The organism is Serratia sp. BFP-2025, assembly GCF_050880365.1.
Lineage (GTDB): Bacteria > Pseudomonadota > Gammaproteobacteria > Enterobacterales > Enterobacteriaceae > Serratia > Serratia surfactantfaciens.
Window position 1 is genome coordinate 2,242,185 of the sequence record NZ_JBPAFV010000001.1, and the last position, 16,638, is coordinate 2,258,822.

The 16,638-nt window shown below is 56.6% G+C and carries 20 protein-coding genes and 3 tRNA genes; 5 read left to right on the top strand and 18 right to left on the bottom strand.

The features are described from left to right. Positions 1–5: 5 nt before the first annotated feature. The 3 genes from ACRAWE_RS10755 to ACRAWE_RS10765 form a co-directional block, all read right to left on the bottom strand. A complete protein-coding gene (locus ACRAWE_RS10755; RefSeq protein ID WP_025159957.1) occupies positions 6–557 on the bottom strand; it encodes a hypothetical protein in 552 nt (183 codons plus the stop codon). Continuing rightward, positions 523–804: a hypothetical protein gene (locus tag ACRAWE_RS10760; protein ID WP_071892059.1), complete on the bottom strand. Its 282-nt coding sequence runs from the start codon at positions 802–804 to the stop codon at positions 523–525. Before ACRAWE_RS10760 ends, ACRAWE_RS10755 begins: the two co-directional genes overlap by 35 nt. Positions 805–946: 142 nt before the next feature. Next, positions 947–1,399, bottom strand: a complete 453-nt coding sequence (locus ACRAWE_RS10765; RefSeq protein WP_019455888.1) for a PaaI family thioesterase — start codon at positions 1,397–1,399, stop codon at positions 947–949. Between the two features lie 236 nt (positions 1,400–1,635). On the opposite strand from ACRAWE_RS10765, the gene ACRAWE_RS10770 reads away from it, so the two are divergent. Next, positions 1,636–2,976, top strand: a complete 1,341-nt coding sequence (locus ACRAWE_RS10770; protein ID WP_019455908.1) for an anaerobic C4-dicarboxylate transporter — start codon at positions 1,636–1,638, stop codon at positions 2,974–2,976. 158 nt (positions 2,977–3,134) lie between these two features. Here ACRAWE_RS10770 and ACRAWE_RS10775 read toward each other — a convergent pair. From ACRAWE_RS10775 to uvrY, 9 genes are all read right to left on the bottom strand, one after another. Continuing rightward, positions 3,135–3,220 (bottom strand) — tRNA-Leu (locus tag ACRAWE_RS10775). 10 nt (positions 3,221–3,230) lie between these two features. Then, positions 3,231–3,304 (bottom strand) — tRNA-Cys (locus ACRAWE_RS10780). 341 nt (positions 3,305–3,645) lie between these two features. Continuing rightward, complete coding sequence (locus ACRAWE_RS10785; protein WP_019456471.1) at positions 3,646–4,098, bottom strand: hypothetical protein; 453 nt, start codon at positions 4,096–4,098, stop codon at positions 3,646–3,648. A gap of 90 nt (positions 4,099–4,188) precedes the next feature. After that, positions 4,189–4,524, bottom strand: coding sequence for a TfoX/Sxy family protein (locus ACRAWE_RS10790; RefSeq protein ID WP_432525334.1), 336 nt, complete (start codon positions 4,522–4,524; stop codon positions 4,189–4,191). A gap of 177 nt (positions 4,525–4,701) precedes the next feature. Next, entirely contained in the window at positions 4,702–4,842 is a 141-nt protein-coding gene (locus ACRAWE_RS10795; protein WP_019456469.1) for a hypothetical protein, read from the bottom strand. A gap of 227 nt (positions 4,843–5,069) precedes the next feature. Beyond that, positions 5,070–5,145: transfer RNA gene (locus tag ACRAWE_RS10800), tRNA-Gly, on the bottom strand. A gap of 144 nt (positions 5,146–5,289) precedes the next feature. Further along, positions 5,290–5,838, bottom strand: coding sequence for a CDP-diacylglycerol--glycerol-3-phosphate 3-phosphatidyltransferase (gene pgsA, locus ACRAWE_RS10805; protein WP_025160331.1), 549 nt, complete (start codon positions 5,836–5,838; stop codon positions 5,290–5,292). Positions 5,839–5,896: 58 nt separating this feature from the next. Continuing rightward, positions 5,897–7,729: an excinuclease ABC subunit UvrC gene (uvrC, locus tag ACRAWE_RS10810; RefSeq protein ID WP_047568116.1), complete on the bottom strand. Its 1,833-nt coding sequence runs from the start codon at positions 7,727–7,729 to the stop codon at positions 5,897–5,899. After that, on the bottom strand, positions 7,722–8,378 hold the full coding sequence (uvrY, locus tag ACRAWE_RS10815) for a UvrY/SirA/GacA family response regulator transcription factor (protein ID WP_025160332.1): 657 nt from the start codon (positions 8,376–8,378) through the stop codon (positions 7,722–7,724). Before uvrY ends, uvrC begins: the two co-directional genes overlap by 8 nt. Positions 8,379–9,081: 703 nt before the next feature. Here uvrY and ACRAWE_RS10820 point away from each other — a divergent pair. Both ACRAWE_RS10820 and ACRAWE_RS10825 read left to right on the top strand, forming a co-directional pair. After that, a complete protein-coding gene (locus ACRAWE_RS10820) occupies positions 9,082–9,306 on the top strand; it encodes a DUF2594 family protein (RefSeq protein ID WP_004927950.1) in 225 nt (74 codons plus the stop codon). Between the two features lie 122 nt (positions 9,307–9,428). Then, positions 9,429–9,770, top strand: a complete 342-nt coding sequence (locus tag ACRAWE_RS10825) for a GlpM family protein (RefSeq protein ID WP_019456464.1) — start codon at positions 9,429–9,431, stop codon at positions 9,768–9,770. 17 nt (positions 9,771–9,787) lie between these two features. Here the strand turns inward: ACRAWE_RS10825 and ACRAWE_RS10830 are convergent, their stop codons facing one another. Both ACRAWE_RS10830 and ACRAWE_RS10835 read right to left on the bottom strand, forming a co-directional pair. Next, on the bottom strand, positions 9,788–10,219 hold the full coding sequence (locus tag ACRAWE_RS10830) for a hypothetical protein (protein ID WP_019456463.1): 432 nt from the start codon (positions 10,217–10,219) through the stop codon (positions 9,788–9,790). Positions 10,220–10,395: 176 nt separating this feature from the next. Further along, positions 10,396–10,731, bottom strand: coding sequence for a hypothetical protein (locus ACRAWE_RS10835; RefSeq protein ID WP_019456462.1), 336 nt, complete (start codon positions 10,729–10,731; stop codon positions 10,396–10,398). Positions 10,732–11,255: 524 nt separating this feature from the next. On the opposite strand from ACRAWE_RS10835, the gene ACRAWE_RS10840 reads away from it, so the two are divergent. After that, positions 11,256–11,615: a hypothetical protein gene (locus tag ACRAWE_RS10840; RefSeq protein WP_019456461.1), complete on the top strand. Its 360-nt coding sequence runs from the start codon at positions 11,256–11,258 to the stop codon at positions 11,613–11,615. Positions 11,616–11,662: 47 nt separating this feature from the next. Here the strand turns inward: ACRAWE_RS10840 and ACRAWE_RS10845 are convergent, their stop codons facing one another. Genes ACRAWE_RS10845 through ACRAWE_RS10860 form a run of 4 tightly spaced genes read right to left on the bottom strand, consistent with a single transcriptional unit; the run spans position 11,663 to position 15,252 of the window. After that, positions 11,663–12,931: an FAD-dependent oxidoreductase gene (locus ACRAWE_RS10845; RefSeq protein WP_432525335.1), complete on the bottom strand. Its 1,269-nt coding sequence runs from the start codon at positions 12,929–12,931 to the stop codon at positions 11,663–11,665. Continuing rightward, a complete protein-coding gene (locus ACRAWE_RS10850; protein WP_019456459.1) occupies positions 12,924–13,184 on the bottom strand; it encodes a (2Fe-2S)-binding protein in 261 nt (86 codons plus the stop codon). The genes ACRAWE_RS10845 and ACRAWE_RS10850 overlap by 8 nt, the downstream gene beginning before the upstream one ends. Continuing rightward, a complete protein-coding gene (locus ACRAWE_RS10855; protein ID WP_063919174.1) occupies positions 13,181–14,305 on the bottom strand; it encodes an NAD(P)/FAD-dependent oxidoreductase in 1,125 nt (374 codons plus the stop codon). Before ACRAWE_RS10855 ends, ACRAWE_RS10850 begins: the two co-directional genes overlap by 4 nt. Next, positions 14,305–15,252, bottom strand: coding sequence for a 4-hydroxyproline epimerase (locus ACRAWE_RS10860; protein ID WP_063919173.1), 948 nt, complete (start codon positions 15,250–15,252; stop codon positions 14,305–14,307). The genes ACRAWE_RS10855 and ACRAWE_RS10860 overlap by 1 nt, the downstream gene beginning before the upstream one ends. Before the next feature lie 389 nt (positions 15,253–15,641). Here ACRAWE_RS10860 and ACRAWE_RS10865 point away from each other — a divergent pair, with 389 nt between their 5' ends. Further along, positions 15,642–16,496 carry an AraC family transcriptional regulator gene (locus ACRAWE_RS10865; RefSeq protein WP_019456456.1) on the top strand — a complete coding sequence of 285 codons (855 nt, stop codon included), beginning with the start codon at positions 15,642–15,644 and terminating at the stop codon, positions 16,494–16,496. Positions 16,497–16,638: the final 142 nt, after the last annotated feature.

The following is a 16,638-nucleotide window of genomic DNA, read 5'->3' on the forward strand; positions in this document are numbered from 1 at the left end:
CCGGGTCAGGCGGGGAAAGGCCGATAAAAAATGCGCAGCACTTCGTTGTCGCCCTGGCGTAAAAAGCCGCCTTCCGGCTGCCAGCGCAGATCGCGCGCCAGGTTGAGATTTTCCCAGCCGACCGCGCCGCCCACGCCGATGCAAAGATTTTTATTGCCTGCGGCAAAGCCCGCACCGGTGCCGATCATCGCATGCAGCAAACGGGGAGCCGCCGCGTCGCGCAGGGAGAATATGCCGATAAAGCAGCCCTGCGGAGCGCGCAGCATCTCTGCACTGGTGCGGATCTCGGTATCTTCCGGGCTGACGAAATGTTTGTATTGTTTATCGAATACCGTCAGCCACAGCTGCTTATATTTCGCCTTGCTGAGTGCCCCGGAGCGATAGGCGCAAAGCACGACCGCATCCCAACATATCTCCCCGCTCAACGAGAAGTATTCATCCGTATTCGCCTGCGGCTGAGCCGCGTAATGTCGTGCGAATTCGGCCGCATTCAGATGCGGCGGCACAGCCTGTTTGGCAACCTCACTCTTGTAACGCTTGAAATTCAACCAATGCATGGGAAGCATCCTCTCCGCCTGTCGGATGAGTCAATCCACAACGGTGGATCAAACGAGCCATCAAATCCAGAGCGTCGTCGGCGATAGCGGTTTCCTCATCATTCAACCCCTGCGCCACCGACCGCTCGATGGCGCCCATGACTGTCGGCGCGCTGGTTTCTTCCCCCTGCGCCACCACGTCCAATACGGCCCTGCCGATCGCCAGACAAAGCTCATGATCAAACTCAACCTCTTTATGCGGCTGCATACTCACTCCGATAAAATTTTTACCCAAGAATACTAGACCACAATGACGCATCGCGCCCGCCATTGCGCCACCGCGTGATATGCAGCCGAAGAGAAAGGCATCAGGCCCCGGATGATTAATCCCAGGCCTGATAAGTGACAGGTTATTGCGGCGCTTGCCCGGTAGGGCGAATGATAAAGCAAGTGGCGGTTGCCGAAGCCAACAGCTTCCCTTCCGTCGTTTTAAGCGTGCCTTCAGCGAACGCGACATTCTTCGATGTGTAGACCAGGCGCCCCTCGGCGATCAGATCAATTCCCTTCGGCACAGGGCGCAACATTTTAACCTGCAGATCGACAGTGCCATAGCCAATCCCCGCAGCCAGCGTGCTGTGCACCGCGCAACCGGTCACCGAATCCAGAACCGTGGCGGCGAAGCCGCCATGAACGCCTCCCAGCGGATTCAGGTGACGTTCGTCAGCCCGCGCCACGATGCGGATATAGCCCTCTTCAACCGCATCCGGTTTCATGGGCACCGTTTCAGCGATTGAAGCCGGTGGGATCTTGCCGGCCATCGCAGCCTGTAATAACGCCAATCCTGTCATTTTGGTCGGATCCATAGTTTTCTCCTCTGGTGGTAAACCCGTCATATAGGAGAGGTCTGACCTGTTGGCTTGCTTTTTCGTGCTGATGACGTCAGTCAGCCGCGTTTCCGATGCTCGAATGTGACCGCTATCACTCTTTAGGGTTAATAACCACAATTTATTCATGACTATAGATTTAAAACAACTTTCTGCTGTAAGCGCCGCCGGAAACTGAACGCAGTTAAGTTCAACATTATTAAGGCGCATCTATCATGGATTTCTTTCTGCAATTAGCGGTTATATTGGCATGCCTGCTGTATGGGGCGCGTAAGGGCGGCATCGCGCTGGGGTTGCTGGGCGGTATCGGTTTGATGATTCTGGTGTTCGGCTTTCACCTGCAGCCCGGCAAACCGCCGGTAGACGTGATGCTGGTGATCATTGCGGTGGTTGCAGCTTCGGCCACCCTGCAGGCCTCGGGCGGATTGGACGTCATGCTGCAAATAGCCGAACGGATGCTGCGGCGTAACCCGCGCTATGTTTCGATCATTGCACCGTTCGTCACCTGCATTCTCACTATCCTGTGCGGCACCGGGCATGTGGTGTACACCATCTTGCCTATCATCTATGACGTGGCGATCAAAAATAATATCCGCCCGGAACGGCCGATGGCCGCCAGTTCGATCGGCGCGCAGATGGGCATTATCGCCAGCCCGGTCTCGGTGGCGGTGGTCTCACTGGTGGCGATGCTCAGCAGCTACACCTTTAATGGCCGCCATCTGGAATTCCTCGATCTGCTGTCGATCACCATTCCCTCAACCCTGTGCGGCATTCTGGCGATCGGCATCTTCAGCTGGTTCCGCGGCAAAGACCTGGACAAAGATCCCGAGTTCCAAAAATTTATCTCGGTGCCGGAGAACCATCGCTACGTCTATGGCGACGCCGCCACCCTGCTGGATCGGGTGCTGCCGCGCAGCAACTGGATCGCCATGTGGATCTTCCTCGCCACCATCGCATTGGTGGCGGTGCTGGGAGCCTTTTCCGACCTGCGGCCCAACTTCGGCGGCAAACCGCTCTCCATGGTCCTGGTGATCCAGATGTGTATGCTGATGGCTGGGGCGCTGATCGTTATCATCACCCGCACCAATCCGGCGTCGATCTCTAAAAATGAAGTGTTCCGTTCCGGCATGATCGCCATCGTGGCGGTGTATGGCGTCGCCTGGATGGCAGAAACCATGTTTGGCGCCCATCTGGCGCAGATAGAGGCCACGCTGGGCGTGCTGGTGAAAGAGTACCCCTGGGCCTATGCGCTGATCCTGCTGCTGGTGTCGAAGTTCGTCAATTCACAGGCCGCCGCACTGGCGGCGCTGGTGCCGGTCGCGCTGGCGATCGGCGTTAACCCGGCCTATATCGTCGCTTCGGCGCCGGCCTGCTACGGCTATTACATTCTGCCGACCTACCCCAGCGATCTGGCGGCGATCCAATTTGACCGCTCCGGCACTACCCGTATCGGCCGCTTCGTGATCAACCACAGCTTTATTCTGCCCGGCCTGATCGGCGTCAGCGTCTCCTGCGTCTTCGGCTGGATCCTCGCCGCAGCGTTCGGTTTCTTATGAGTTGTACTTCGGAGCCCTGCGGGGCTCCGTGCAGGCAGGGTGGCAGCACGACAAGAAAGGATGCAGGTATAATGCGAATTTCAGGCACAAAAAAACCGCCTCTCGGCGGTCTACGACATTACTACTTATTGCTTTGATTATTCGGTATTTTTGTTCCCTGGTACCCGGGGCGGGACTTGAACCCGCACAGCCATAAGCCGAGGGATTTTAAATCCCTTGTGTCTACCGATTTCACCACCCGGGCTCGGGAAAGTTGGAGGCGCGTTCCGGAGTCGAACCGGACTGGACGGATTTGCAATCCGCTACATAACCGCTTTGTTAACGCGCCTTTATTCTGTTTGCCTTTTCATGCTAAAGCCGGTGAATCACCCGCTTCGTTTTATTCTTTTGGTCTGCGATGCTGAAACCGCTTAACCTAATCATCTGATTCTCAAGCGATTTGTTTCGTTACCGCCGAATCGATGGACTGCATTATGGACTAAACCCCCTACCTTGGCAACCCCTCGAAATAGCAAAAAGTTCTCTAACGCTTTCAACTGCTTATTTTGTGGGCGCACTGTTCACAATGCCGACGCAAAGGCAAGCGGAATGTTGATTTTATATGCATCGGCTCAGAAGTTCACGGGCAAATCGGCGATTTTTTCTCGTTCAGACTGTTGGGGCGCTTGTTTATTGCCATGGCGTACCGGGCAAAATATCCTGGTTAGAGGCTGCTCGCAATCTCCTGCGCCACCATAAAAAACCGGTGATTATCCCCGGCAAGACCGCAATCGCGCCAAAAATGCGCTGTTCGACATTCAGCAAACCGGGCGCAACGGCGGACAGCAGCGCGCATAACAGCAGAAACCATCGCAACCGGCTGATGCCAGGATGGGCGATACCGACGATAGCCCCCACCAAGCATGCCGGCAAAAAACCAATCGCGTAAGAAAAAGCCCCGATAAACCCCACCATGCCCAGCATATCTCCGGCGTCGAAACGGCCCATTTCCGCCAGTTCGCCGCTGCCGAACGTCATCAGCAGCAACATGATAACGCCCCCTAACGGCGGTGCAATCAGACCGAAAAATAACATGCATGCCGCCGCCGTCCTCACCAGATGCCTTATAGCACCGGATTCCATACCGCCTCCTATGCGCTATGCGCGGCCCCAAGATACCGACAGTAATGGTGAAATGGGTAGACTGCCGTGTAAAAGGTGGCTCCGCGCCATTCAATTGGATTTCTTCGATGCTTTTTTCTTGGGTGCCGGCAACTGGGCGTAAGTCACAGAGACTAATTGGGAAAGCCAGGCGCTATCCTCCCAGCGCTCTTCAGGGATCAGAAAGCAAGGCTTTGCGCCAGGATAAGGCGCCGCCTCTAAACCGTCGTTCAGGAGCGTTTTGCCGCCCGCCGTCGGTTTGATAAACAATCGATCATCGCACACCAACGCGACCAGTTTCTCGCCGCAATAAATGCCATACTCACCGAACATCTTCTTTGCCGAAACCGTATCCGACACAGCAATATTGCCGATGATAAATTCTACCGTACTCGGTTTTGAGGCCATCGGCCCCCCTTCTTCCTATAGTGGTCCATCGCCAGCAGCGGCCAGCCCCCCGTAGACGCTCTTTCTCATACCGACATAACGCTTCACTTTGCCGATAGCCCTGCGATCAATCGCGGCCAAAGCACAGCGTGGATGCCCCTGCTCGCTCAGCCACTGCGCGAAGGCATAATAAAACCCTTACTTAACGCCGGTGGCGGGGCAAATCAGCACCGGCGTTTTATTACCGCATGGGGCAGGAAAGTAGCTGCCGCTCAGCGCATAGCCGTCCGCTGCGATAAAATGGATCGTTTCATACGCCGCGTGAGTTTCTTCCTGCATGGCGCTGCTCCCGGCATAGCCAAAATTCTGCCGCTCATTCTTTCACCGTTTAACGGGCGCAGCCAGCAGTATGAAGATAGCGGGAGAGATAACGTGAGGAGGGTCAATAATCGATATGGGAAATTGAAGAAAGGTTTAGCGAACGGCGCTAAAAAAGAAAACGAAAAAGGGGCCAAAGCCCCTTTTCGCTTGCCTGTCGAATCACTGGGATTCAACAGGCCAATATTTGGAGCGGGAAACGAGGCTCGAACTCGCGACCTCAACCTTGGCAAGGTTGCGCTCTACCAACTGAGCTATTCCCGCATTACCAGAACTGACTGATTTCTTTGCTATCTTTCGGCAATTCATCGTTGTCGTCTGATGCGATGCATTCTACTTACCTGACGTGATGAGTCAATAAAATTGTTGGCCCATCACGATCGTTTGCCGCTTTTTGCAGCGTATCGATCACGGTTCCAGCAGATCGTTGCGCGCTGCATTCAAATATTGGAACATCGACCAGAAAGTCAGCACCGCCGCGATATACAGCAAACCGAACGCCACATACTCGACGGAACGATCCGGGCGCCACAGCAAGCCCACCAGCGACATCATCTGCGCCATGGTTTTCACTTTGCCGATCCAGGACACCGCCACGCTGCTGCGTTTGCCGATCTCCGCCATCCACTCGCGCAGCGACGAAATGATGATTTCACGGGCGATCATGGTCGCCGCCGGCAGCGTGATCCACCAGCTGTGGTAGTGCTCCGCCACCAGCACCAGCGCCACCGCCACCATGACTTTGTCCGCGACCGGATCCAGGAACGCCCCGAAGCGCGTCGTTTGTTTCCAGCGGCGTGCCAGAAAGCCGTCAAACCAGTCGGTGACAGCGGCAAACACAAAGATAACGGCGCATACCATCGGAGCCCAGCTGAACGGCAGATAAAACGCCAGCACAAAGAATGGGATCAGAACTACGCGAAACAGGGTAAGCCAAGTCGGTATATTCAATTGCATAATGCTACGGTAACTATCTGGCTAGAGTGGAAATTAAGAGTATGTTGCTACATTGCCCTCAGTGTTTCAATGCATTGTAGATCTTTTCTGCCAATGCTTGTGAAATACCCGGCACTTTTGCAATTTCCTCCACGCTGGCGTTCAACAAAGGTTGCAGTCCGCCCATATACTTCAACAGCACCTGGCGCCGTTTCGGCCCTACGCCCTCAATCAGCTCCAGTGCGCTGGTATTTCTGACTTTCGCTCTTCTCTGCCGGTGACCGGTAATCGCATGATTGTGTGAATCATCGCGGATGTGTTGGATCACATGCAGCGCCGGCGAATCCGGCGGCAGCGAAATCCCCTCGCCTTCCGGCACGAAGAACAACGTCTCTAATCCGGCCTTGCGATCCGCGCCTTTGGCGATGCCGATCAGCAGCGGTTTGTTCTTGTCCCAGGTCACATTCAGCGATTTGAACACCTCGATCGCCATGCCAAGCTGCCCTTTGCCGCCGTCGATGAAAATGACATCCGGGATCTTCTTCTCTTCCAGCGCTTTGCCGTAGCGGCGCTTCAGCACCTGCGTCATCGCCGCATAATCATCGCCGGGTGTAATGCCGCTAATATTGTAGCGCCGATATTCCGCGCGCACCGGACCATTACCGTCAAACACCACGCACGAGGCCACAGTTTGCTCCCCCATGGTATGGCTGATGTCGAAGCACTCCATACGGTTGATTTCCGTCAGGTTCAGCACTTTGGCCAATTCAGCCAGCCGCTGATGGATCGTCGACTGCTGTGACAGCTTGGTGGTCAACGCCGTTGCCGCATTGGTGCGCGCCAGCTTCAGATAACGAGCGCGGTCACCGCGCGGTTTGCTTTGGATCTGGATTTTTCGCCCCGCCAACTCGGAGAGCGATTCTGCGAGCAGATCTTTTTCCGGCAAGCTGAAATCCAGCAGAATCTCGCCGGGCAGCGTGCGCGCCTGGCTGCCCTGCAGATAAAATTGGCCGACGAAGGTTTGCACGACTTCGCCCATATCCGTGCCACCCGGTACCTTAGGGAAATAGCTGCGGCTGCCCAGCACCTTGCCCTGACGGATAAACAACACATGCAGGCAGGCCATACCGGCGTCGAACGCCACACCGATCACGTCCAGATCGTCGCTATCGCCCGACACGAACTGCCGTTCGGTGACGCGGCGCACGGCCTGAATTTGATCGCGAATGCGCGCCGCCTCTTCGAAATTCAGCAGCTTGCTGGCTTCTTCCATGCGCGCAATCAGCTGGTGCAACACCTGCTGATCCTTACCTGAAAGGAACAGCCGCACATAATCCACCTGTTGCCGGTACTCTTCTTCGCTCACCAGGCCGGCGACGCAAGGCCCCAGGCAGCGGCCAATCTGATACTGCAGGCACGGCCGCGACCGGTTGCGATACACGCTGTTTTCGCACTGACGGATCGGGAACAGCTTCTGCAGCAACGCCAGCGTTTCGCGCACGGCGTAAGAATTGGGAAAAGGACCGAAATATTCGCCCTTGGCGTGTTTGGCGCCGCGATGCACCGCCAAACGGGGATGGGTATCCGCACTGAGAAAAATCAGCGGATAAGATTTATCGTCTCGCAAAAGAACATTATATCGCGGTTGGTACAATTTAATGTAGTTATGTTCCAACAGCAGCGCTTCGGTTTCGGTATGGGTAACCGTTACGTCTATTTGCGCGATATTTTTAACCAGCGTCTCGGTTTTACGGCTGCTGACCTGCTGCCGAAAATAGCTGGCGAGACGTTTTTTCAGGTCTTTGGCTTTACCGACGTAGATCACCGTGCCCGTGGCGTCGTACATACGGTAGACGCCGGGCTGGCTGGTGACGGTACTCAGGAAGGCTTTGGCATCGAAACGATCATTCACTGCTTAACAACGTCTCCGCATTGAACAATCCATGTCGGATGGCCAGGTGGGTCAGTTCGACGTCGCCGCTGATATTCAGCTTACTGAACATGCGGTAACGGTAGCTGTTCACCGTTTTCGGGCTGAGACTCAATTGCTCCGAGATCTCATTCACTTTTTTGCCTTTGGTGATCATCAACATGATCTGCAGCTCGCGCTCAGACAGGCAGCTGAACGGCGTTTCAGCCTGCGGCTCCAGCTGGCTAAGAGCCATTTGCTGGGCGATATCAGACGCGATATAGCGCTGCCCCGCATGCACGGAACGCAAGGCGTTAACCACTTCCTGCGGCGCGGCGCCCTTGCTCAGATAGCCGGCGGCACCTGCCTGCATCACCTTCGCGGGCAAGGGATTTTCAGTATGGATAGTCAACATGATGACTTTGACGTCGGGTGCATAGCGCACAATCTTGCGCGTGGCTTCCAGCCCGCCAATGCCCGGCATATTCATGTCCATCAGCACGATATCGACAGCGTTGCCACGGCACCATTTAACGGCGTCTTCACCGCACTGGGCCTCACCGACAACTTTTATACCTTTGATATCTTCAAGAATGCGTCGTATCCCTGCGCGCACCAGTTCGTGGTCATCAACAAGAAGAACGCTAATCAAGGAAAAATCTCCAAAAAAAGGGAGTAACGCAATCAGCCTCTGTTTTCGCCAGAGATATTACTTGTTTTTCAGACAAGAATGAACACAGATTAATACATACTGCCGAATAACTTTGCGGAGCAGAGCTGATTTTTCAATTTTAGCCGTCTATGCCGCCGATAAATCGTCACGCGGGGAAACATTGGCCGGATAAAATAATTTCGCTGCGCCGCATACAGGATAGCCTGACAATCATGCCGCAAGGGGAAATCTGTGTAAGCAATCACGACATGAATAATATTAACACGGTTGCCGGTTCTTTGTAATCATTTGATATTTAACGGCGAAGGAAGAACCACTACTGATGGGAACCTGCCCCCCTGAGTGCAAAACTATTATTCCCGCTGAATGCCGGCGAAATCAGCGCCATCAGCCCAAGATAATTATAATAACCCCAAGGATTCAACAATGACGCGCCGGACAAATACTTGTTAACCGTCTCGAAATAACTTGTCGATAATTGAATGGTTCGGTCATGCAGTGAGCGAGTTTTGCCCTGGAATGCGGCCCAAACAAGCCCGGTGCAGATGGCGGGCACATGCTATGCTATACTCCGCGCCCAGTTAAATTCGCCGCCGTGCCTGGAGCAACCTTTCTTAGCCCGCGCGCGGTGCGCCAAAGCAGTTTGTATCAGGCTACGGCCTCAAAAAAATCAGGAGAAAAAATGAGCAACGTTGATTTCACTACGTCTGCAAACCCGGAAATCTTGGCAACCGAGGTTGCCTGCCTCAAAGCCACGCTGACGCTGATCCTGAAATCGATCGGCCAGGCCGACGCCGGGAAAGTCATCATCAACATGGAACGTTTCATTGCCCAGATTGAAGATCCGACCCAGGCAGAAATCTTCAAGAACAGCATTCAGCAAATCAAGCACGCTTACCGTCAGTAAGCGTTGCGCCTCAGACCCGCGTTACATGCGGGTCTGCTTTTCCCCAAGCTCAGCCTCACCCCGTTGATCTTGCTCAGGCTTTCGGGCAGTGTGTTGGCATTCCCCCGACACCCGAGACCATTATGGGCATTCTTGTCAAAGCGCTGATCGGCGCGCTGGTCGTGGTTCTGATTGGCCTGCTGGCCAAAACGCGCAACTATTATATCGCCGGTTTAGTCCCGCTCTTCCCCACTTTCGCCCTGATTGCCCACTACATTGTCGGCAATGAACGTTCAATTGCGGCTCTGAAAACCACGCTGATTTTCGGCATGTGGGCGGTGCTGCCATATCTGGTGTATTTGATTTCGCTGTATTTTCTGATTAACAGCCTGCGGTTGTCCGTCGCGTTAGGGGCAGCAGTGCTGTGCTGGATTGCAGCGGCGTGGCTATTAATCACGCTCTGGGGATGGTGGCAAGGGCGTTAACGCCCTTGCCTCGGCGATTACGGGCGCCCCGCCTGCAAAACGAAACCGCGCTGCCGGTCGCCGGCGATACGCAGGTAGCGGCTCTCACCGGCGCGCAGCGTCATTGGCACGTTGCCGCCGGTATCACGCCAAATACACAGGTGATTCTCGATCATATCTTGCCCGATGCTGATCGACGTATTGCCCGTCGGCACGCGAAACTCCGCTTTTTCTTTCGCGCCCAGCGAAGCGGCGAACTCGCCATTCACATAGACGCCAGTGCGGCAACTGCCCGCCAGCATGCCGCTGTCGCGCACGACGACCACCGTGGCATAAGGTGTATCCGGAATATTTTGATAGAGCAACAGACGGCTTGGGGGGGGTAATTCGGCCTGCTGCGGCGGCACGGCCTGGGTCGTACATCCCGTCAACAGTACAGAGGCAAAAAACAACGCGGCGTAGTGCTTCATCCTTGCTTGGCTCCTGAAGAAAATAATGCTCATCGTAACAAGAGAATAGCGGCCACCCGTAGTGCTAATGCCGCAGAGATGAAAAAATAGGATAACTTCCCAGTCTCCATCCATGACCAGTGAAGATAAGAAGATTCTGTATTAAAAACATTGAAATAAAGACGGTTTTTACGAAATTATAACTTGACCATACCGCGTTGGATATCTGCCGCCAATGCGCCGCTGACGTAACTAAAACCATCCGGCGTGACGTAAACCCGGGTATGGCCACTCTCCGACAGCACGGCCACCATATATCCCAGACTGATCATTTCATGTGATGGGACATTCATCGGCGTAAGAAACCCGCGCCCGCGACACCACTGATAAAAACGGGTTCGCCCATATCCCAACACGGCGCCGACGTCAGCGAGGTACTTAAATGTATCATAATCCTCTGATGCTGAAGGTAAACCGTCATGGTTTTCAGACGTTTTCTTTATCCCAGGCAAAATAAACTCCTTTTTTTGCATCTGTCACTAACGGTTATCCTTCATCTGGAATGAATTTAAAAAATCCAAATTTAAAATGCAAATGAATTCCCTATAACTAAAAAGACTTTTATGGAGAAAATCTGAAAATAAAACCACAATAAAAAAACCGAAATAAAAAAATAGAGTATTAATACCGTGAATTAAATCTTTGGCATGGGTAAATATCCTAAACAAAAATAATAGTGAAATCGCATAAGAAAATGCTTAGCCTGCATATTATACCGAATCACCCTAACGTTCACACAGTAACCGGATCATGACGGCGTAAGAGAAGGGATAAAATTACCGGGCCTGCCTCCTGCCCACATCATCAGATCACTGATTCCTGCAGACCTCCCGCCCCCATCTGCATCATCTATCGATGATCGTGTTTCCTCAATCACACCTAAACAATAACTATTATCATTTCCAATTATCGCTCCAGTTGATTACACTTTTTTGTGTCGCAGGTTGGGAATATTCCTAGACCGCGTCCTCAGGATAAAGAAAGAGTTAGGGACACTATGAAGAATTGTCGTTATTTGATTGTTTTGCCGTTATTGATGCTGACTGCCTGCACACAATGGGAAAGGCCTGGCGCAGTTGAGAGTACCCGGGATGCCGAATATGCCGAATGCCGCAGCCGCGGCTACGATCGCTTCCCGCCGGATGTGGTGCGGGACGTGGAGTTCAGCTACGAAAACAAATACATTCCTTGCGAGAAGAATAAGAAAGATTGCCCATCGGGATACCGTTATGACAAGGAGCCGTCAATTAAAACGGTGCAGACCGATCGCAATAAATCCGCTCGAGACGCCACCATCGAAGCCTGCATGTACGGCAAGGGCTGGCGGGAGAAAACCTACTATTGGCCGCAGTGGTGATGCAGCGAGCGTGGTTCAGACTGAAACGCCACTGCGGCAATGTCCCATCAGTTATCGTCGCTGCTGCAGAGCTTCCCCAGAGCAGCCAGCGTTTCCGTTCTCACCGGCGTTAAAGGAACGCGCGGCGCCGGCAAAGGCCATCCCAACAGTTGCCGCGCCGCCGCCGCACAAACCTTGCCCTGACAGGCCCCCATGCCGCAACGGCTGCTCAGCTTGGCCGTGTTCCAATCCGGCTGATGACGTACCTGTTCCAACGTGACGTCTTCGCAGCGGCATAGCAACGTCTGCGGTTTGGCCAGTGAGCTCACGCGTTCATCGAGCCGAAAGGCGCTCGCCGTCGCCGTGGCGAAACGACGCCACCGCCGCCGTTGCGCCGCCAGGGCATCGGCTTTTTCCTGCTGCCCGGTGGCGGCATAACCGGCGATGGCGCCTTCGGTGAGCGCCAATTCACTGCCGCCGATGCCGGTACACTCCCCGGCGGCATAAACTTGCACCAGACTGGTTTGCTGCCAATGATCAACCGCTACGGCGTCGTGTTCTATTCTGCACCCCAGCAGCATCGCCAGCTCAATGTTCGTCACCAAACCGAAGCCGCAGGCCAGCCTGTCGCAGGCCACCGTACTTTCCCGCCCGCCAATCTCGACACGCACCGACGCCAAGCGCTCTTGCCCCAAGGCCGCCAGCACCCGGCTACCGGCGCGATAATGGCTTGGCATCAGAGAGAAGGCCTGACGCAGCTTGCCCGGCCAGCGCCACAGGCCGCCGGCGAACGCCGCCAACCGCCACAGCGGCGCCTGTTCAGCCACCAGCACCACCTCGCCGCCGGCCTGCTTCACACTGCGCGCCACCGCCAGCAGCAGCGGACCGCTGCCGGCGATAACCACCCGCTCGCCGCGCATCGTCAGCCCCTGCTTGATTTGCGCCTGTAAGCCGCCTGCGCCGGTCACCCCTGGCAGCGTCCAGCCGGGAAACGGCAGCAGCAGTTCGCGGGCGCCATGGCATAAAATCAGCTTTTTATAGCGAATCACGCCACAGCCTTCTGCGTCTTCATACGCCAATCGATCGGCGCCGCACCGCGCCACCAGTTTGCAACCGGACTGCAGCACAATATTTTCCCGCGCCGCCAGCGCCTGCCGATAGCGGTTCGCCGCCTTAGGCAGGATCACCTGCGGCCCATCGCGCCAAATTTGCCCGCCGGGGCGCGGATTATCATCGATCACCCGCACCAGCCCCCCACTCTCCGCCGCAGCCAACGCTGCCGCCATGCCGGCCGGCCCGGCGCCGACGATCAGCACTTCGCAGTCAAAGTCACTCATCATCGCTCCTCTCGATACGCATGCCAGACTGGCACAGCGTCTGGCATGCCAAACGACGCAGGCCGTTTATGGTCACCCGACATTCCTGACAAACGCCCATGCCGCAAAATGGCGCGCGCGGCTGGCGTGAAACCGACAACCGGCAACGATCGGCGCCACACAGACTGAGCGCCGCCGCAACGCTGATGCCAACCGGCACCCGGCAGGGTTCGCCGTCGATGCTCAACATGAGCGTGTTTTGCCTTTCGTTCATACAGCCAGCTCCTCGGCGGCAAATGCCCGCGCCGCCAAATACGGGGAGTCGTCAATCTCCGGCGTTTGCCGGCCGATCTGCGCGGCGATCAACGCGGCGCTGCCGAGCGCAGTCGTGACGCCTAACCCTTCGTGCCCCAACGCCAGCCACAGCCAGGGATGGTGCGGATGCGCGCCCAGCAGCGGCAGCCCGTCGATCGAGGCGGCGCGCAGCCCGGTCCAACAGCGAATGATGTTCATCTGCGCCAATGCGGGCAAGAAATGCTGCGCACGCATGAGCATCGCCGCCAACAGCGGCATATCCAATGACGAGTCGACGGAATCGAATTGGCGGGAAGAACCGATCAGCCATTGCCCGGTAGGCCGCGCCTGCACATTGAATGCCACCGATGTGCCGTCGCTGGCGTGCGCGCTGGCGCCATACCCCAGCTCCACCAGCTGATGCCGCACCCGCGCTGGGTAGCGATCGGTGATCGCCAGGTGCCCCTTTTTGGCGTGCAGCAACGGTTGCGGCAACAAGACATTGGCCCGCAGGCCGCAGGCCAAAACCACCACCGGCGCAGCCAACTCTCGGCCATCCGCCAACCGCACCGTCTGCTCGTCCAGCGCGACCGCTTCACCCTGCACCACGTCGATCGCCGCGCCAGCATCGGCCAACAGCCAGCGCGCCGCCTGCGGCGCATACAAAATACCGTCTCCCGGCACTCGCAGCCCACCGGCCAGGCCAGGCCGCAACATCGGCTCGATGGCGGCGATCTGCTCCGCCGTCAGCAGCTCTGCGACCACGCCCCGCTCCGCCAGCCGCGCCCGCTTTTGTTCGGCGATGGCCATTTCATCGGCTTTATCCGCCAGCCACAGCGTACCGCAGCCGCGCCAGGCGCATTCTTCCGGCATCCGCCCCGTCACGTCACGCCACAGCCGCAGTGAATAAGCGCTCAGCGCCAGCTCGGCCGGATTATCGTCCATGCACACCAAATGCCCCATGCCGGCAGCGGTGGCGCCAGCGCGGCGATCGTCCACCACCGAGACACGATAGCCTTCCCTCGCCAACCGCCAGGCGCAGGCGGCGCCGATGATGCCGGCACCCACCACGATCGCATCGGCTGCCCGCCCCGTCCCCATCAGCGTATGCCCCAGACGAAGGGATCGCGTTCGTCGAGCAGCAGTTGGCTATCAGCGCACACGTAGGCTTGCCCGCGAATATAGGGCGTGATGCGCTCGCCGTTCCAGCGATAATAGGCCTGGAATTCGCTGCCGATCACGCTGGCCTGCCGCCAGGGAGTATCCGGCGGCAGTTTGCCGTCCGCCGCCAGACACGCCAGTTTGGCGCTGGTGCCGGTGCCGCACGGCGATCGATCGTAGGCTTTGCCGGGGCATAACACGAAGCTGCGGCTGTCGGCCCGCGGGTCGTCACCGAACAGTTCGATATGATCTATCACCCCGCCGTCTTCACCACAGATGCCCGCCTGCTCCAGCGCCTGCCGCACCGCCCAGGTGAACGCGGTCAGCGCCTCCAAATTTTGCTTATCGATGGACAAGGGCGACTCACCGATCAGGAAAAACCAGTTGCCCCCCCAGGCGATGTCCCCCGTCACCGAGCCATAACCCGCCACCTCAACCCGCACCTCATGGCGATAACGATAAGCCGCCACGTTCTCCACCGTCACACTGCCGTCATCGTGCAGCGTAGCGTTTACCGGGCCGACCGGGGTCTCGATCAGATGGCGCCCGGCGCGGATGCGCCCCAGGTGCGCCAGCGAAGCGATCAGCCCGATAGTGCCGTGGCCGCACATGCCCAGATAGCCGGCGTTGTTGAAAAAGATCACCCCGGCGGTAGCCTGCGGCGAACAGGGAGAGCACAGCAGCGCCCCCACCAACACGTCATTGCCGCGCGGTTCGAGCATCACCGCACAGCGCCAGTGATCATAATGTTGCGCGAAATTCGCCCGCCGTTCCGCCATGCTGCCTGCACCGAGATCGGGAAAACCTTCGACGATCAGCCGGGTCGGCTCCCCGCCGGTATGAGAATCGATCGCCCGCAAAGCGGTGATATGCGCTGAAAGTGCCATCGGCGTCTCCAGGGTTAATGAGATGTTACCAATAGCAGTAGCCTGAACGAATGCGAGCATGACGGCTTGATGCGTTTCGGCGTGGCGAATGAAGAAATCAGCACAGTGATAAACGTCAGACCTGGCGCGTCGCGGGTATGAGTTTAACGAACGCCATAACAATAACTTATTTATCATAGCCTTACTTTCATGCTAAACCACCGAGTAGCGAGAGACGCCGCAGTTTTCAAGCAACCGCCAAGCGCAGCGCGACAAAAGTATGCGGCAATCCGCATATTTAATAACCGGCCGGAAATAGCGCTTGATTCGTTACAGGAAAGTTAATATTGATGCGAAAGCGCCAACCTGGCCCGCCTGTTATTCCGGCTAACGATCGAAAAGGGAATGCTATGCGAACCACTTCAGCCCCTCAGCCTCAGGTTTCTCTCTCGCCGCCTTCGCTCGCGGGGCAGCCTGAACAGGAGGACATTTTCGCCGTCGAGCATCTGTCGCGCCTGTGCGATGGGCTGGCGCAGCAGCGCCCGAACAACCTGCGCGATCTGTTGAATACGCTGGCGCTGATCGCACCGTTGCTGAACGCGATTCCCAACGTGGTGTTCTTTATCAAAGACGCCCAGGCCCGCTACCTGCTGGCCAACCTGACGCTGGCCAGGCGCTGCGGTTTCAAGACCGTCACACCGCTGCTGGGCAAGACGTCCGCCGACGTGTTTCCCGCGCAGCTCGGTTCCGGCTATACCGAGCAGGATCTGCGGGTGTTGCGCCACGGCGTGCTGATCCAGGATCAGCTGGAAATGCATCTGTACAACGGCCGTGAAACCGGCTGGTGCCTGACGCAAAAGCTGGCGCTGTACGACGCACAGGGAAAAGTCATCGGCATGGCGGGCATTTCCCACGACCTGCAGGAAGCCAGAGCCAATCACCCTGCTTATCAACGACTGGCGGCGATCGACGTGCACATCCGCCGCCACTACGCCAGGCCGATCGCGCTCGAGGAGTTGACGGCGCTGACCGGTTTGTCGGTGGCGCAGATCGAACGCTACTGTAAACGCATCTTCCACCTCACCCCGCGCCAGATGATCCACAAAGTACGGCTGGAAAAGGCCACGGAACTGCTGGCCGGCGATCTGCCGATCACCGACATCGCGCTGCAGTGCGGCTATACCGATCACAGCGCCTTCAGCCGTCAGTTCAAAGCGATGACCGGCTCCACGCCGCGCGATTTCCGTCTGACGCTTTCCGCTTAATGCGCTGATCTACCAGATTAAAAACATCTTCTCATGGCGCACCGGCGCCTGATTTTCGCATGCCCGCCTCTTGGCGCTACTGTGCCAATTTCGTCGTGGCAATCGGCGAAAAGCGTCAAGCCTCCCTGTGCAATACCGGTCA

Bases quoted from the DNA above. Each gene is read 5' to 3' on its own strand.
- ACRAWE_RS10755 (WP_025159957.1), bottom strand. From the start codon at position 557: ATGCATTGGTTGAATTTCAAGCGTTACAAGAGTGAGGTTGCCAAACAG.
- ACRAWE_RS10760 (WP_071892059.1), bottom strand. From the start codon at position 804: ATGCAGCCGCATAAAGAGGTTGAGTTTGATCATGAGCTTTGTCTGGCG.
- ACRAWE_RS10765 (WP_019455888.1), bottom strand. From the start codon at position 1,399: ATGGATCCGACCAAAATGACAGGATTGGCGTTATTACAGGCTGCGATG.
- ACRAWE_RS10770 (WP_019455908.1), top strand. From the start codon at position 1,636: ATGGATTTCTTTCTGCAATTAGCGGTTATATTGGCATGCCTGCTGTAT.
- ACRAWE_RS10785 (WP_019456471.1), bottom strand. From the start codon at position 4,098: ATGGAATCCGGTGCTATAAGGCATCTGGTGAGGACGGCGGCGGCATGC.
- ACRAWE_RS10790 (WP_432525334.1), bottom strand. From the start codon at position 4,524: ATGGCCTCAAAACCGAGTACGGTAGAATTTATCATCGGCAATATTGCT.
- ACRAWE_RS10795 (WP_019456469.1), bottom strand. From the start codon at position 4,842: ATGCAGGAAGAAACTCACGCGGCGTATGAAACGATCCATTTTATCGCA.
- pgsA (WP_025160331.1), bottom strand. From the start codon at position 5,838: ATGCAATTGAATATACCGACTTGGCTTACCCTGTTTCGCGTAGTTCTG.
- ACRAWE_RS10820 (WP_004927950.1), top strand. From the start codon at position 9,082: ATGAGCAACGTTGATTTCACTACGTCTGCAAACCCGGAAATCTTGGCA.
- ACRAWE_RS10825 (WP_019456464.1), top strand. From the start codon at position 9,429: ATGGGCATTCTTGTCAAAGCGCTGATCGGCGCGCTGGTCGTGGTTCTG.
- ACRAWE_RS10830 (WP_019456463.1), bottom strand. From the start codon at position 10,219: ATGAAGCACTACGCCGCGTTGTTTTTTGCCTCTGTACTGTTGACGGGA.
- ACRAWE_RS10835 (WP_019456462.1), bottom strand. From the start codon at position 10,731: ATGCAAAAAAAGGAGTTTATTTTGCCTGGGATAAAGAAAACGTCTGAA.
- ACRAWE_RS10840 (WP_019456461.1), top strand. From the start codon at position 11,256: ATGAAGAATTGTCGTTATTTGATTGTTTTGCCGTTATTGATGCTGACT.
- ACRAWE_RS10845 (WP_432525335.1), bottom strand. From the start codon at position 12,931: ATGAGTGACTTTGACTGCGAAGTGCTGATCGTCGGCGCCGGGCCGGCC.
- ACRAWE_RS10850 (WP_019456459.1), bottom strand. From the start codon at position 13,184: ATGAACGAAAGGCAAAACACGCTCATGTTGAGCATCGACGGCGAACCC.
- ACRAWE_RS10855 (WP_063919174.1), bottom strand. From the start codon at position 14,305: ATGGGGACGGGGCGGGCAGCCGATGCGATCGTGGTGGGTGCCGGCATC.
- ACRAWE_RS10860 (WP_063919173.1), bottom strand. From the start codon at position 15,252: ATGGCACTTTCAGCGCATATCACCGCTTTGCGGGCGATCGATTCTCAT.
- ACRAWE_RS10865 (WP_019456456.1), top strand. From the start codon at position 15,642: ATGCGAACCACTTCAGCCCCTCAGCCTCAGGTTTCTCTCTCGCCGCCT.